This window comes from Bradyrhizobium jicamae (assembly GCF_001440395.1).
GTDB classification, from domain to species: domain Bacteria; phylum Pseudomonadota; class Alphaproteobacteria; order Rhizobiales; family Xanthobacteraceae; genus Bradyrhizobium; species Bradyrhizobium jicamae.
Genome location: NZ_LLXZ01000231.1, coordinates 1 through 13699 on the forward strand (window position 1 = coordinate 1; position 13699 = coordinate 13699).

Annotated in this window: 16 protein-coding genes and 2 pseudogenes; 8 read left to right on the forward strand and 10 right to left on the reverse strand. The window is 59.3% G+C overall.

The window, feature by feature from the left end; translation table 11 throughout:
- Nucleotides 1-259: 259 nt before the first annotated feature.
- A pseudogene (locus CQ12_RS43205) lies at nt 260-708 on the reverse strand (IS630 family transposase); the annotation flags it as partial.
- Nucleotides 709-761: 53 nt separating this feature from the next.
- Nucleotides 762-1358 carry an HdeD family acid-resistance protein gene (locus tag CQ12_RS40765; RefSeq protein WP_057840867.1) on the reverse strand — a complete coding sequence of 199 codons (597 nt, stop codon included), beginning with the start codon at nt 1356-1358 and terminating at the stop codon, nt 762-764.
- Between the two features lie 990 nt (nt 1359-2348).
- Here CQ12_RS40765 and CQ12_RS40770 point away from each other — a divergent pair.
- The 6 genes from CQ12_RS40770 (at nt 2349) to CQ12_RS40800 (ending at nt 5432) form a co-directional block, all read left to right on the forward strand.
- Nucleotides 2349-2852, forward strand: a complete 504-nt coding sequence (locus CQ12_RS40770; RefSeq protein WP_057840868.1) for an inclusion body family protein — start codon at nt 2349-2351, stop codon at nt 2850-2852.
- 298 nt (nt 2853-3150) lie between these two features.
- Complete coding sequence (locus CQ12_RS40780; protein WP_057840870.1) at nt 3151-3699, forward strand: AidA/PixA family protein; 549 nt, start codon at nt 3151-3153, stop codon at nt 3697-3699.
- Between the two features lie 82 nt (nt 3700-3781).
- Entirely contained in the window at nt 3782-4216 is a 435-nt protein-coding gene (locus tag CQ12_RS40785; RefSeq protein WP_057840871.1) for a hypothetical protein, read from the forward strand.
- Complete coding sequence (locus tag CQ12_RS40790; RefSeq protein ID WP_057840872.1) at nt 4213-4746, forward strand: hypothetical protein; 534 nt, start codon at nt 4213-4215, stop codon at nt 4744-4746. Before CQ12_RS40785 ends, CQ12_RS40790 begins: the two co-directional genes overlap by 4 nt.
- A gap of 1 nt (nt 4747) precedes the next feature.
- Nucleotides 4748-4945, forward strand: coding sequence for a hypothetical protein (locus tag CQ12_RS40795; RefSeq protein WP_057840873.1), 198 nt, complete (start codon nt 4748-4750; stop codon nt 4943-4945).
- A gap of 280 nt (nt 4946-5225) precedes the next feature.
- Nucleotides 5226-5432, forward strand: coding sequence for a hypothetical protein (locus CQ12_RS40800; RefSeq protein WP_057840874.1), 207 nt, complete (start codon nt 5226-5228; stop codon nt 5430-5432).
- 1330 nt (nt 5433-6762) lie between these two features.
- On the opposite strand, the gene CQ12_RS40805 is transcribed toward CQ12_RS40800, so the two are convergent.
- From CQ12_RS40805 to CQ12_RS40815, 3 genes are all read right to left on the reverse strand, one after another.
- A complete protein-coding gene (locus CQ12_RS40805; protein WP_057840875.1) occupies nt 6763-6948 on the reverse strand; it encodes a hypothetical protein in 186 nt (61 codons plus the stop codon).
- A gap of 9 nt (nt 6949-6957) precedes the next feature.
- On the reverse strand, nt 6958-7161 hold the full coding sequence (locus CQ12_RS40810) for a hypothetical protein (protein ID WP_063799905.1): 204 nt from the start codon (nt 7159-7161) through the stop codon (nt 6958-6960).
- Nucleotides 7162-7840: 679 nt separating this feature from the next.
- The gene (locus CQ12_RS40815; protein WP_057840877.1) at nt 7841-8374 is read right to left on the reverse strand and encodes a hypothetical protein; all 534 of its coding nucleotides are present in this window, start codon (nt 8372-8374) and stop codon (nt 7841-7843) included.
- A gap of 80 nt (nt 8375-8454) precedes the next feature.
- Between CQ12_RS40815 and CQ12_RS40820 the strand changes: the two genes are divergently transcribed.
- Both CQ12_RS40820 and CQ12_RS47530 read left to right on the forward strand, forming a co-directional pair.
- Complete coding sequence (locus CQ12_RS40820; RefSeq protein WP_057840878.1) at nt 8455-8655, forward strand: hypothetical protein; 201 nt, start codon at nt 8455-8457, stop codon at nt 8653-8655.
- 240 nt (nt 8656-8895) lie between these two features.
- Nucleotides 8896-9228: a hypothetical protein gene (locus tag CQ12_RS47530; protein WP_347337462.1), complete on the forward strand. Its 333-nt coding sequence runs from the start codon at nt 8896-8898 to the stop codon at nt 9226-9228.
- 232 nt (nt 9229-9460) lie between these two features.
- On the opposite strand, the gene CQ12_RS40825 is transcribed toward CQ12_RS47530, so the two are convergent.
- From CQ12_RS40825 to CQ12_RS45585, 5 genes and pseudogenes are all read right to left on the reverse strand, one after another.
- Nucleotides 9461-10507, reverse strand: a complete 1047-nt coding sequence (locus CQ12_RS40825) for a hypothetical protein (protein WP_157088801.1) — start codon at nt 10505-10507, stop codon at nt 9461-9463.
- Between the two features lie 223 nt (nt 10508-10730).
- Nucleotides 10731-10844, reverse strand: a pseudogene (locus CQ12_RS44785) (IS5/IS1182 family transposase); the annotation flags it as partial.
- Between the two features lie 1159 nt (nt 10845-12003).
- Complete coding sequence (locus CQ12_RS47155) at nt 12004-12288, reverse strand: hypothetical protein (protein ID WP_245310361.1); 285 nt, start codon at nt 12286-12288, stop codon at nt 12004-12006.
- Nucleotides 12289-12404: 116 nt separating this feature from the next.
- The gene (locus CQ12_RS47160) at nt 12405-12893 is read right to left on the reverse strand and encodes a hypothetical protein (RefSeq protein WP_245310362.1); all 489 of its coding nucleotides are present in this window, start codon (nt 12891-12893) and stop codon (nt 12405-12407) included.
- Between the two features lie 300 nt (nt 12894-13193).
- Nucleotides 13194-13517 (reverse strand): hypothetical protein, encoded by a 324-nt coding sequence (locus tag CQ12_RS45585; protein ID WP_198164402.1) that lies wholly within the window; start codon nt 13515-13517, stop codon nt 13194-13196.
- Between the last annotated feature and the right edge of the window lie 182 nt (nt 13518-13699).

Consider the following 13699-nt stretch of genomic DNA (forward strand, 5'->3'; position numbering starts at 1 on the left):
ATCAAATACTTGATTCACGGCCTCAAGGACTGCGACCGCTTGACTCAGTAGTGCTAGCTACAGACATGGACTGATTTTCGGCATCGGCTTCATCGCCGCGCTCGCGGCGCTGTTGTTTTCTCTCTCGAAGACCAAGCAAGATGCGGCTATGGGAGCCGGCAAAGAAGCGCTTTCGTGAACAAGCCGACCGAAAATCACAATGATGTGCAGAATGCAGGAGTCATGATCATGGTGAAACTGTTCGGAAGTGTCTCCGTACGACGACGAGATGGACGTCGAGCTGGGCTGGCACGTTGGCCTCGATGTGACGCAAAAAGGCGAGGAACTCCCGATGGCGATGGCGGGGTTTGCATTGGGCGATGACCACGCCGTCGAGCACATTGAGGGCGGCGAACAGCGTGGTTGTGCCGTGGCGCTGGTAGTTGTGGGTGACGCCTTCAATGTAGCCGAACCCCGTGGGAAGCATGGGCTGGGTTGTTCGAGGGCCTGGATTTGGCTCTTCTCGTCGACACAAAGCACCACGGCCTTGTCGGGTGGATTGAGATAAAGCCCGACCACGTCGCGCAGCTTCTCGACGAAGAAGGGATCAGTCGAAAGCCTAAAGCTACGGGTGCGGTGAGGTTGCAGACCGAAGAGTTGAAACAGGCGATGAACGGTGCTCTTGGCAATCTCGGTCTCCTTAGCGAGGGCGCGCACGCTCCAAGTTGTTGTTGTGTTTTCCCTGCGTGTCTTTCTCCTTCGAAACCAAGGGTGCCCGGCAACTACGTCGACGATCGTGCCTTCACGATGGGACTGTGGCGTAGGCCGAAGCTGATTCCGATCCAGCTCGCGCCCGCCACGATTAGATCGACGCCGAGAAACAGGCCCAGAATATAAACACTGTTTATCGGCCAACTTGCTAAGATCAACGATCCAACCAGCAGAGTAACCACGCCGGATATCGCCAGCCAGAACCGGGGCGTTGCGCGCTTCATGCTGAACGCCAGGATCAGGCGCATGATGCTGGCGGCGACCAGCGATACGCCGAGGGCCAGCGTAAGCAGCACAGCGGCGAGCGTAGGATTATCAAATGTCACAAGCCCCGCGACGATGTAGAGCGCACCCAAAAGAGCGCATAGCAAGAACTTGCCCCAGGTCTTAACCTGGAAAGCATTAATCATTTCGGCAACGCCGGCGACGATCATCATCACGCCAACAAGCAGCACACTCGCCACCGTCGCGAGCGCAACGCTACCGAGCGCCACGAAGCCAGTGATCAGATAAACTACGCCGAGGGCGAAAACCGAGCCCCACTTCGGTAGCGAAGCGGTGCCCGGACCAGCTCGAAGCTGCCGCACGATATCAGACGAGCTTGTCATGGAGGTCTCCGGTGCCAAAGCTGCGCCGCAGCATGGCGCGCCTAGCCGTCGCTTTTTTGCGATCAGGGTTGGGCTTGCGGGTCGTTGCGAGCAGCCGACTCAGCGTGCCCATCTATATACTTGCCTGCTGGGTGCCATCCGCATCTCCTCTCTTCGGGCTTGGACCGCATCCCAGGTCGTGGGAGGACCACATTACTAAGCCCCGCGACGCGGTGTCGTAGGCGAAGCAATTGGCGTGCCACGCTTTGCGAGCCGCGCGTCGAGAGCGAAACCAGTTTCTTCGTGACGCGACCGTGAAATCGCGGCCTGTTCATGGCAGCTTGCCGCCAAACGTCTTAAGTCCGACACGCATGAACGCGACAGCATGAACATCTTGCGCGTGACGGCGATCGGCCTAACAGCATTCTCGAGGGGGTGGTATGCGTGCCCACACGACGGAGTTGATAAACACGAAGACCGAAAGCTGTCATCCATACGGCACACTAGCCTCCTCAGAGCCACTGGTTACAGTCCTCCCACGGCTGAGCACTCCAGAATCGAGATGGGGAGTGATGACGCCCTCGATATCGTGAGGCTTCTGCCCGTGTTGCATAGTGCCTGTGGTGAACGAGCCCCCGTCGAGTGTGGGAAAGAGGAAACAGTTGTCGGGCGAGTGGCTGATTGCTCTCGGGAAATTATCGCGGTCCGCATTGGCCGATTTCAGATATGCGACATGGCAGCTAAAGCGCCATCCTGTCGCTCTCCAAGTGATTCCCTCTCCTTTGGCACGGCAAATGCAGGTCTCCTGCAACGCGCGCGGCCTGAGGAGAAATCATCCTATGATCACGCGAATGGACCGCTCACGGAAGCTCAGGCCTACTCGGCGGCCGCAGCCACGTCCTGATGGACCGGTCGAAGCAGCGCAATTCGACGAACGGCGTTATCAACCATCGCAATGGTCTACGGCGATGGGTTGAGCTCGGCGATTCTTGTTTGCAATGGAGAAGCATCATGTCCAGAGTCACAGACGTTCTTGTTGCCTTTGATACGGAATCCATTCTTCAGAAGTACGCGAATCCGAGCAGAAGACCGGACAGCCCCACTCTCATTGATTTCCGCTATGTCTACATGATCACCAATCAGGACAACGTGATCAATGGACAAGCGGGCGGCGAGCTCGACCTGAAGGCCCAGGTCGGGGATTTGATTCGTTGGCGCGAGACCAGCCTCTCCCTTGGATTCGAGAAGTCAGTGATCTTCTACCGCTTTATCGGAAACGTAGGGAACGAGCTGATTTCGACGCCGACCCCGCGGAAGGCGGAGGCCTCGTTCGCGCATCCCAATCCTAGCAATCCATCCGTGCCGACATGTCAGAAGATCGCCAATTACTATTGGTCCTCGGAAACTTTGGCTATCGGACGAGTCACCTACCATTTCAACTTCATGGTCGTCGATCGCAATTGCAGCGCGCTGGGATACTTCTCGTGGGATCCGTTCATCAGCATCCACAATTGATGCGGATGATCATCAAGGCACCGAAGGAACCGTGCGACGGCGCAACGGCCATGATCCCAACCACCGTCGACTCCGAGGGTAGCATGAAATGGTAGGTGCGGAGCTTGCGGTCCGGACGCGTGCCGACCTCACCCATCGTCCCTGGCGGATCGGCCTTCTCGACCAGCTGTCGCTTTTTCGCGTCGCTCTCGAATGAGACCAATCCACCGTCAGCACCATCCAGTTCGGCCGGCCCTCAAGCACTTGGCAAGCTCCGCGGTTGCCGAGCATCCCACGGTCGGGAGGAAGGGAAACAGCAATGGCCAGACCCTCAACGAAGAGACAGCGCTCCGAGCCTCACGTTGCCGTTCTCATCATTGTCGACGCAGAGACACTGCTGTCACGGTATCCGAATGTCAGTCTCTCGCCAGACGCGCCCGTACGCGTCGACAGTGAGCATCTCTACGTCCTGGCCGCGCGCGATGGCGGGCCGCTCGGGAGCAATGACGGCCATCTCGATCTGGCCGTTACGCCTGGCGTCCATCTGCGCATCCGTGGAAATGCCCTGGCCTTGAGAGGTGAGCATATCGTCGTGTTTTATGGGATCGCGCAGGAACACGCTGATGTCCTTTCCCCCTTTGAGCTTGTCCTGCGCCAAGCCTTGACCATCGCGACGCCCAACTTCGAGAATTTGTTGCAGCCGGACAACCAAAGCATCGACGACCATTTCTGGCAGAGCCAAGTGCTGGCCGATGGCGTGGCGGCTTGCGATCTGAACTTCATGGTCTTGAGCAAGGCCTGCTCGGTGCTAGGTTACTTCCGATGGCGTCTCCACATCAACATCTCGGGTCTCAGGGAGGTGCCGTAGTCGGGCCGCTCCGGGCGCGGCCGTTCAATCCCGAACTCGGCTGGGAGTTCTGTGAGAACTCCTGGAATAGCCAATTCTCGGGATGTCGCTCGGCCCGTTTGATAGGGGTTCGTTCGGACACATTCGGTCAGAGCAAAAGCTTACGTTCGGACAAAGGCGCGCGCTGTTGCATGGCGTGCGCAATCGGTCCAAACATCGTCGGCGCGGCGGCCATCTTGATCTTTACTATCGCTGGGACCGTGGCCCGATTATCGAAGCGGCCTGCACCCTCGGAACGATCACGGCCTGGAATGCGACGCGCAAACGCAGTCCCTCCCCCGACGGCCTCGATGTCGAAAACCGCACCCGGGTAACGCTTCAATTCAGCCAACCGCTCATTCTCAGCGAAGCCTTGCGCGTTCGGCATCTGCTCATGGTTCTGATGGAGCTCCTGGCGCAAGGCCGGAAAAAGTTACCGATATTCGGCTGCGGCATACCGGCCTCACCGAAGGCACGCAACTCGACTTCTTCGCAATGAGCGAGGAGCGTAAAGAGGTCGAGGACCTCATGCCGAGCGACGCGTTGGTCAATGGCGGCCTCCACGAGGAAGAATTTACCCGCGTGCTCATTGCCTGGATGAACAGCACGGCAGAGCGTAGCGCGGCGCGACGACGGTTCATCGACAACTTCCGTCGCGCCCGCAGCTTCAACACCGATAGGTTCGTCGGCGCCGCCAATGCCTTCGATGTTTTGGCGGCGACGGACTTTGTCAACCAGGGCGCGTTGCCGCCGGAAGTCGGATCTTTGCTCGCCGGGCTCGAAAAGGAGATCAAGGAGAAGGCCGAGAGCAGCGCCGCCGTAAACGAGTATCGCGAACGCTTGCTGAACAATCTCGGTCTCATGCGCGGCCTTAACCTCCGGGGCAAGGTCTTGCAGCGCTGGTCATCGGTGCCCTCTTGCATCACAACGCGGCTCTGGGATGCCCGAGGCCATCGCGCACAGCGTGCGGGCGCGGAACTTCTTCGTTCACGGAACGCCAATCAACATGGCATCGGAGGATCTTTATAGCTTGGCGTCGTTCTTCACCGACACGCTCGAATTCGTCTTCGGAGTTTCGGAGTTGTGCTTCTGTGGATGGGATGCCGAGCGCTGGATCAAGGAGGGCTACCACGCCAGCCGGTACAAATGGTACATCGGCAACTTCCGCGACTATATGAAGCGCTTGGAAGCTGCCATCGCCAAGGGCAAGCCGCCCGCCAAATCCTGACGTAGGCGGGCTTCTCGAAATCCGTATCGTATGACGGGTAATACGCCATTCGCGCTAAAATGGACGAAAACCGATTCGCGACGGCGCCGCCATGCCATTGGACCATTACGTTTCTCAAGTTCACCTGCGGAATTTCTACTCGCCGGTTCTTCAGAACCGGATGCATGCTGTCCGGAAATCAGACCTCAAGGCGTTCACGCCGCGGTCGCGCTCCCTAGGGAACTGCGGGAAGCGCAACAGATCAATAGTTTAGCGACAAGTTTGGGGAAGTCAGCCCCCATTGATCTTCAATGCGTTTCAGACGCGCGCCCCAAACCTGAGCGTGCGCGCCATGCCGATGCGCCAGGCCCGTTCGCCCAAGCCATTGACGACGCTGGAGATGATCCACCCGATAAAAGACGACGCCCCGCCGCGGGAACGGCAGGGCGCTATTCGTTCGTCTGGGATGCTGCAGCTTCGACAAGATACGCTACCGTACCGCTTCTGACAAGTGCGGTGCTGCGATGAGCGGGCCCAACATGAAATGGGGGCGCGCGGAAAAGCGTAAACCCACGCAGTTCGCCAACACCCGCTTTCCTCGAGATGAACTTGGAAAGGCCGCCAAGGCCGCTTGGATCGCATGGAAGGCGTCCCTGACGTCTCAACAAAAGCGCCAGCTCAACAGAGGAGCAGAATCGTCAGCGCCGCAGCGCTGACCGAACAATCACGCGTTCGGTCGGCCGTGGCGCCATGTTGTGGTGCTCGGTGGTCCCGCCTCAACACATCGTTCCGGTCAACCGTCGCCAGCGACGAGTTTGATCCTGACTTTCCCCGTCACCGGCCGCTCGGCCGCCGATAAACGACAGCACGGTGCCGGCGCCTTCCACCGGCAGGTTGTCGATCACTTGGATCGAATAGTCCCGCCCCGAGGCGAGCATATCGGGGCGACACGTTCGGCGGGATTTTTCTCCGGGAATTCGGCACGCCTCATTCTGATGCCGGAAGGTGACTCCTCAACTCGGACTTTCCGACCGCGCCTAGGCTGCCATGCCGAAGCGACAATCACGCCGCCGGTTTAATCCGGCAGAACCCCGCGATCCCAGGCATTGGGAAGGGAGAATGGCTGGCCCCCGTAAAGGGCAGCGTGGCTATACCGAACGGGAAGTTGGTGTTCTCAAGTCTGGGCTCCGCTGCCCCGACGTGCGTCCCGTGGAGGGAGGGAGGACAGGCGGAAAGCGGAACTATGCCTAGTCCTGGTGATGATGCCTGAGCCCGGACACCGTCCCTCCAGCCGATACTTTCTCGGCCACAGCGGTGCGCACCTCGAACCGTCCATGCGACCACTCCCCGCGCCACGATGAATCGACCAGAAACGGCCGGTTTGTCGCGGCGGAAGATCTGACGATACTACCTTTCCGCCCGAGACCTGGTTCAGCAGCATCGACTGAAACGGCTCTGGCGCGGGGCTAATGGCGCCAGAGCCGTCCCTTAAGACGCGCTCTTTCGAGCGCCGAACCATTATGCCGGGATAAAGCGGCAAATCCGTGTGCGAGGTCCGATTCCCTACCCTTACTTCTACTGGGACGACCTCCCGTCTCGCTGCCGGCTTAGGCCTAATCTGCTGGAGGGTGAGCCAGCGCTAAGCCTTCGCGCGAGGTGGCATCAATGCGAGAAAAGAGCCATTGCCAGCAGAGCAACAGAAAGCATGCTCAAAGCAACTGCTACAGCAATTACAATTCGGTCCTTCACCCCTTCCGAATAGTACAAAAGCTCAGATTATGGACCCCCCAAACAAGGTGGTTAGAGCCCATCTGTTTTTAGCACCGTAGTATTACTGGTCACATCGCAAACAGCATGATGCCGATCACGCTGACCGCAAGAATCAGCGTGGCGAGGCCCACTACGTGTACCCAGTCGATCCCGGCCATCGGGCAACGGTCGGCCCGCTCAGACCGGTACCGTTGATCCAAATCAACGGTCTGCTTGCCGTCGCGCTCTTTGAGCAGCCGGGCTAGATCACGCAATTGGATCGGTCACGAACCGGCAATTGCGACAAGAGCCGCCCGGACGATCACCGGGCGGCTCGCCGTACATCCACCGTAGGGCTTGTTGAGAAAGTATTCGCGGTTGCCCAGCGCCTTCTCGGCGTACTGGTCAATCGCGACGATGATCGCCTGGACGTGCTGATCCGGTGCCATGCGGCCGGTCAGACACCCGCCTGCGATCAGGTTGGCAATGGCAAACAGAAGGATGAGGCCGGGCTTCACCGTTCAGCTCCGCGGCGGCTGGCCCGGCGCGCGACGCTTTCCGGACGGCACACGCCGGGCCTTGCCACCGCCGGTCACCCCCGGAATGGTCTCTTCACGCTTACGAATGGTACGTGATTTCCGTTTGATCCAGATCAACGCAGGGCCTCGAACGAGAGCAACGATCAACCTATGGCGCGGACCGACTGGACGTTTGCATTGTCCATTGCCGCCACGCTGGGCCTAGCGGTCGGCGCGATTATCATCCTGTTTGCCGCGACCGGCGCCAACGCCACGCCGATCGCGCCATCCGTGGCGCCGACGTCAAGCGTGGAACAGGTCGGCTGGGTCTGCAACCCCTGGGGACGTTTCTGGTGGCAGCCGAATGACTATCGTCGGCATAGGTACTGTCGATATCGATTTGACGGCGATGACTGGCCTCGCCGCCACGACTACGGTCCACGTTATTGGGGTCCCGGTTACAGTTGGGGCGACGGTCACGGCGGTTGGCGTCGCGGTTGGGAACGATGACAACGAGCAATGAGTCCCTGCGTGACCGGCGGTCCCCCCTCCCGCTACGCCGTCAAAGCCAGCCTAATGAATGAAAAAGGCCCAGCGCTTAGGCCGGGCCCTATCTCAGTCGCAACCTCGATCGGTGCATTGATCGGCGCTAATCCCCGCGTTCGCGCTGCATGCGCCCCTCAGTTGCCCAAGCCTCAACGCGATCGATCCAAAGGGAACCGCTTCCCGAGCAATACTCAACGAGCGATTGGACGGTCGGCTCCGTTGTCCGCCCCTTGCGCACAGCTCGCATCGCCGACCGGACGAGCCGCTCGATCTCGAGACGCTTAGGTACGAACCCTGCAACTTCATCAGGGACCAGCGAGTCTATATCGTCCAGCAAATCTAAGGTGAGTGCCAATTGCACGAGCGCACCGTCGAGGCTGCTCGCCTCAGAGAAGCTAATCATCCTCTCAACTGCGGTGCGCCACTCTCCGAACTGACGCGCAGCATTGCGGCTCGGGTCTTCCATAGACTTGTCGCGATATTCCAGCTCCGCGCCGTCGTCGGCATCAACTAGAACCAGAAGATGGCGCGACAGCCCGACAACTGGATCCGATGCAACTGCAGCCGTTGAGTAGCCTTGGGTATTTTGAGACGAGCGACGTTGCGGCGTGCTATTTGTTCGGATGGCCTTGGGCATGGATCACTCCTTGGCTGGGGTTAGAGCCGGGGCGGAAGTTCGCGCTTCCCCTCGGCTTGCAATTTCTGTAAACTGAAATTATGAAGAAGTCAATTTCTGTAAACAAAAATCCGGTGGGCCGACCCAAGAAGAAGGGCGGCTCCTATCCGGTCAGCGCCGTGCGGCTTCCCCCTGCTACAGCGGAGGCCGTGGACAAATGGGCTCGTCAGCAGGAAGACGCCCCGGTCCGCTCCGAAGCCATCCGCCGGCTGGTAGAACTGGGATTGAAGGTAAAAAAGTGAACGATCGGGACGACTTTGAGGAGGCAGACGCGGCAGCCGACGCGTCACTCAAGTACGCCCGCAGCCTACCTCCGGGCGCGGCTCGCTCTGAAGCTTTTAAAGAAGCTAGTAAACTGCGGAACGCTGCCGACCGATTAAAGCCCCCCAGTTTCGCGCCACGCGGTCGCCGACCCAAATAAGACAGGACGTGATAAGGCCATTGCTCTCAAACTATCCGCCGGCTGTTGATGAAGGTGAGATGTGAGCACAAAGGACAGACTGGAAGAAATTGCATCGGCCGTGAGAGCGCGCTGGCACACACCAGCCGAGCCTTCCAAAACCGCGCCCACGCCGGGAGAGGATGCCGCCGCCGAACCGCCGGCACAAATTCAATCGGTCTCGCCATTGGCTGCTCTCGATTTGGACACAGCAATCCGTCTTCGATGGTCGTTGCGCGACATCAAAGCCAAGCGAACGAAGCTGACGCCCGTAAACGCAGAAGACCTGAACACTCTAACCGAGCTAGGATTGGTTGAGCTTCGCGGTGACGGGCCTGCCCTCACCAACGAGGGCCATCGACTGCTTGACCATTGATCCTACCAGGCCCTTTCGAGCCGCTTCGACTCGCCGAAACGTAGAGACGTCGATCCTGCTCCTTGCTGTTGGATCGAATATGGAAAAAGCGGCCGCCTATGCGATCTCGGCCTTCATCGTCGGCTTTGGTCTTTGGATCCTTATTGCCGGCCTGAGCTCCGGTGTACGCTTTATGGATTTGCGCTGGTCTCATCCCCATCGTGATCGGGCTCATCAGCGCTTCCGGTCCCATCTAAAATCCGCCCTCCTTTCTGGGCGCTTCCGCCGTGCCTAACCCCCACAACCGGTCGGCATTGGTCTTTGTGTCCAGCCAGGTCATGCCGCTACCGTCGGCCAAGGGGTTGTCCAAACTGAAACGCTGGTCTCCGTAAACTCGGGGCCGCCGACGCTGATCTCGCAAGAATTCACCGACGCGTACCGATGCTTCGGAAAGCTTCAACCACCCTTCGCCGATTGCGATGAACATTCTCGACATGACGTCGTCCCGCTCGTGCTCGTGCAAATGGGCCGTCGCTCTCCGCACGGCTTCGTAGGCATCTTCTCCATTGTTCTGCGTCAATGACGGCGCGGCCGTAAGCCGCTTCGCCCGCCAGACCTCTCTCAGGCGTGCGGCAAGATTTGCTCGGGAGAGCGTGTAAATCCGATTCCCAATTTTCGGATTCTTTCTGAAGAAATTTCGCAGCGCTGGTTGGGATGATGCGGATGCAGCTGCGGTCAATGTTGCACCATGATGAACCGCCACCACCACTGCCCTCACCTGCTCTTCTGTCGGCAGACGCGCGCGCTTGGCGTTCTTGTTGCAGTCCCTGCATCGCCTCACGAGGCAGTTGCGTTCATTTAGAACGTAGAACGTATTTTCCAAGGTGCGAACATGGCCGTTGGCGCAAGTCGCTGCGTTGCGACGGCTCTCGGCAGAGCGCTCCCGTGCGTATTTTAGATTGACTGTCGTCGTTCGTATGCCGGCCGCCTTCTCGTTCTCCTTTGCCAACCGCAGGGCCTCAGCGCCCCATTCCGGATACGCCTTGCAATGGTTGCGGAATTTTCCAGGCGTGACAATAATCACGTTCTCCTTGCTGCAGCCGAATATTCGCCTCAAGGTCGTTTTGCTCTTCAGAGCATCCATGCACCTCGTGGCCTGCGCTGGCGTCATTAGCCGGGAAAATCGGGCGTGGCTTGTCGCGAGATATTCCGCATTCACGTCGTCAACGCAGGCGCCGACCCTGCGGCAGTCGTTTTGATGAGGGCAGATAGCGCAGCATTGCAGTTGTTCGCTTGGCATCGGCATCTCCCGTTGAGCGCGTGATTGCGCCGGCAAATGCAGAGCCTGAGTCGCGGCTGGTCAATGGCTGAAGAAAGTTGATCCACCGTCCTTCTTGAGGCTCGCCTCCGGTGTGGCCCGTGAATAACCGGGATAAGCGCGGATCTGACGACTTCTTGGAGCGATATGACCACATCAAAGATCCGTGCTGATGCACGCGGACACTGGAGGTATCGATCATCTAGACAGCGGCGTCATGGGCAGCGGCAAGTGCATATATGATGCGGGCCCAGACACCAGCCCGCCGCAGCGTGTAGCAGGTCGTGTAAGGGGACCCGGCAAATCGCCGCCAAGGTGATTCTGGCGGCCTAGATGACTTCGTTTGCTGTTCTAAGTTGGTCCTCGCCCAAATTGGGATGCACGAACGGTAGTTGTCCGGAATTTCCTCAACCTGGTGATCGCTCTAATGTAACCATCGCGGCGGTTGTTGCATTCCGGTCCCGGTGTGGAAGCGCCAACAAGAAAGCGGAGGAGAGCGTGAGTCTGAAGCGCGAGTACCGAGAGCTAAAGAAGTTGCAAGAGAAGGCCCGTCAATGGGAAGGAAAGAGTTGTTTCCGGCGGTCGATTGAAAGGCAATCGGTGCGGCGAGATGTTTTTCTCTCAATTCCGCGACACATCACCTCCGAGCCCTGCCTGGTACGTGATCTCTCTAATAGAGGCGCTGGCATTCAGCTTAATGGACTCACGATTCTGCCGACCGAGTTCTCGCTTTCCTTCGATGAATTTCGCACCACCTACCCTTGTCGCCTCATCTGGCGACAAGGCGACTTCATCGGGGTGGCATTCCAAAACACGTGCCGCGCGGAGCCTGATCGAAGGTCCCTTGCGCTAGAGGGGAACTACAGCAAAGGGCGGCGAATGCGGCAGCAAGGTTGGCTCCTCTGGTGCTGGCTCAGGAAGTGCGTGTTCAGTCCGCCTTGCAGCGCTCGGAAGCGACCACTAATCACCTCGAACAACTGAGGGGCGCCAAGCGCGATCTGAGCTCGCTCATGGAGGAACTCCAATCCGAGGAACAGGCAAGGACCGAGCTGGGCATTGGAGTATTCGGCGACGACGCTGTCGACCGAGCGACGGCCGAAGAACGTCAGGGGCAACTGGCGTCGAGCGCAGAAGAGATCGCGAGGTTGAGGCAGCGGAAATGGTATTGGCGCAACCGGCTGAACGACGATTTTTTCACGCCTGGAGGCCCGCACGCCACTGCCATCTGGATGCGGGATCAAGCTCAGCTACAGTTGAACGCCGCAGCCCAAACGCAGACGACCATCGCAGCGGAACTCCAGGCCGCCGCCTCCTCAGTTCGCGAGCTTACGGAGATCATTCCCGATTTCGCCGAGGCCGAGTTGGCGGAAGCGATCCGTGGGACAGAGAGCGATCTGGTCGCGGCGGAGGAGAAGAGCCGCCGGGCGATGCAGGCTCGGCAAACTGACGAACAGCAATTGGCATCGTTTGACGTTGCGCTAACTGCGCACCGTCGGCCGCCAGTATCGGGTCATATCGAGGGCGACGGTCCCGGCCAAACGGTTGGCGGCCGCCAACGCGCGCGGCCGCAGGTCAAATGGCAATTTGACCGCATTGACCGTCAACGCTGTGCAATGCGCGAACAGCGCCGTGCGGCTGTCGTGATCGAGTTCGGCCACGAAATCCCACAGCCCGCTCGCGTCCCGGGGCATCTGCCTGGCCCAATTGGCGTAGCGATCCGACCACGCCTTGCCGGCCGGAGTGTCCTCGATTCCGACGCGCATGCGTGGCCAAATCCGTCTTCACAGGTTGGATGCCGACCACGTGGGCATCGGCCCCGACATAGAAGATTTTCGCGGCGAGCGCGTGGGTGACCGCCATGATCGCGACGTCTGGCTGCTCACTCAAATTGAGACGCAGCCCCCAAGGTGCGATGCGCGGTGAGGTCACGAACGAGCGTGTCAGACAGCGTCTGTTCCTCGTCTTCCTCCTCGTTTTCTCCCTCCTCCCCTTCACCATCGCGCCTGGCTTGATCGTTTCCTTCACTCTCCTCGTCGGGTGCCTGAGCGTCGCCTTCCTGACCAGCTTCGGCATGAGGTTTGTCGTCCTCGGGGCGGATGAAACCGCGTTCGATCCTGATGGTGCCGTCATGATTGAGGATCACGAACGCACCGCCGTGCGCCACATCCCCGGGATCGTAGGCCTGCCGTTTCGCTTCAAGCTGCTCGATTTGGTTCTCCAGTTCACCGAACCACGCATCCACCTCATCGGGCAGTTCGTCGGCCGTTTGATGCTGTTCGGTCAGCCGGTCGAACTCTTTCTTAGCTACATCAAGGGCGGTCTGATCTTCCGCCGAAAGCTCGACAGGATGCGGGTAGGCGCGATGCATGCCGTGGGCGTGCGGGAAGTCGAGATGGGGCTCCGTCCACTTCCACCCCTCAGCCGCTCGCAGGCCATCCGCCTCCCAAGCCTTGCCGTCACCAAGAGATCGAGCAGCGCCACATCTTCCAGATAGCCGCCGCTTTCAGATAGCCGCCGCGATCCTCGGTGAAGAGGTCGCGCAGAAAGAACCGGCCGGCCTGACATGTTGCATTCACGCCAAAATCCCGGCGCATCCCGCCCCATTCGGCCTATCGTCGCAAAACGTTACAAAGCGTCCTCCTGCATAACGTCCATCGCCTTGAGGACGTCAGCGATCTCGCTTCTCTTTTGCTTTTGCCGCTCCCTCTTGGCAGCACCGGTCTTTCTCGGATGCGCCACATGAGCGGTATCCCATGATAAGATCGCGTGGTCGTGACGCGCCCGTGGGTCCACGGTTGCCGTTGCCGGTCTTGAGACCGTTGCGGTTAAGTAGGCCCGCAGTCAGGTCGTCGCTGGCGATCCGAACCAGTTGCCGGATGGTTGCGATGTTGTCGTCGGAGGTGCTGCTACGCTGCCCCGTCGACGCTTCGGTAGCCGCATCTCGCGCGCCGCCCATGGCACAGCGCCGGATCGCGGCGCCGGCGTCTTCCATCCAGGACTCGCGCGTGGTCGCGAAGTCAGGTAGAGATTCTTTGCTGGCTTGAAAGGGCTGGATTGATGCACAAGAAAATGTCGGCAACGTGATTGGTTAGCTGCGAGTTCCTTTTAACCTCTCTTGATGATCGACTCCAGGATTGAAGAACCGCTCCGAGGTCACCATGCGACTTGCGCGAA

What these genes read in the sequence shown, in the direction of transcription:
- CQ12_RS40765 (WP_057840867.1), bottom strand. Translation starts at nt 1,358, where the DNA reads ATGACAAGCTCGTCTGATATCGTGCGGCAGCTTCGAGCTGGTCCGGGC.
- CQ12_RS40770 (WP_057840868.1), top strand. Translation starts at nt 2,349, where the DNA reads ATGTCCAGAGTCACAGACGTTCTTGTTGCCTTTGATACGGAATCCATT.
- CQ12_RS40780 (WP_057840870.1), top strand. Translation starts at nt 3,151, where the DNA reads ATGGCCAGACCCTCAACGAAGAGACAGCGCTCCGAGCCTCACGTTGCC.
- CQ12_RS40785 (WP_057840871.1), top strand. Translation starts at nt 3,782, where the DNA reads ATGTCGCTCGGCCCGTTTGATAGGGGTTCGTTCGGACACATTCGGTCA.
- CQ12_RS40790 (WP_057840872.1), top strand. Translation starts at nt 4,213, where the DNA reads ATGAGCGAGGAGCGTAAAGAGGTCGAGGACCTCATGCCGAGCGACGCG.
- CQ12_RS40815 (WP_057840877.1), bottom strand. Translation starts at nt 8,374, where the DNA reads ATGCCCAAGGCCATCCGAACAAATAGCACGCCGCAACGTCGCTCGTCT.
- CQ12_RS40820 (WP_057840878.1), top strand. Translation starts at nt 8,455, where the DNA reads ATGAAGAAGTCAATTTCTGTAAACAAAAATCCGGTGGGCCGACCCAAG.
- CQ12_RS40825 (WP_157088801.1), bottom strand. Translation starts at nt 10,507, where the DNA reads ATGCCAAGCGAACAACTGCAATGCTGCGCTATCTGCCCTCATCAAAAC.
- CQ12_RS47155 (WP_245310361.1), bottom strand. Translation starts at nt 12,288, where the DNA reads ATGCGCGTCGGAATCGAGGACACTCCGGCCGGCAAGGCGTGGTCGGAT.
- CQ12_RS47160 (WP_245310362.1), bottom strand. Translation starts at nt 12,893, where the DNA reads ATGCATCGCGCCTACCCGCATCCTGTCGAGCTTTCGGCGGAAGATCAG.
- CQ12_RS45585 (WP_198164402.1), bottom strand. Translation starts at nt 13,517, where the DNA reads ATGGAAGACGCCGGCGCCGCGATCCGGCGCTGTGCCATGGGCGGCGCG.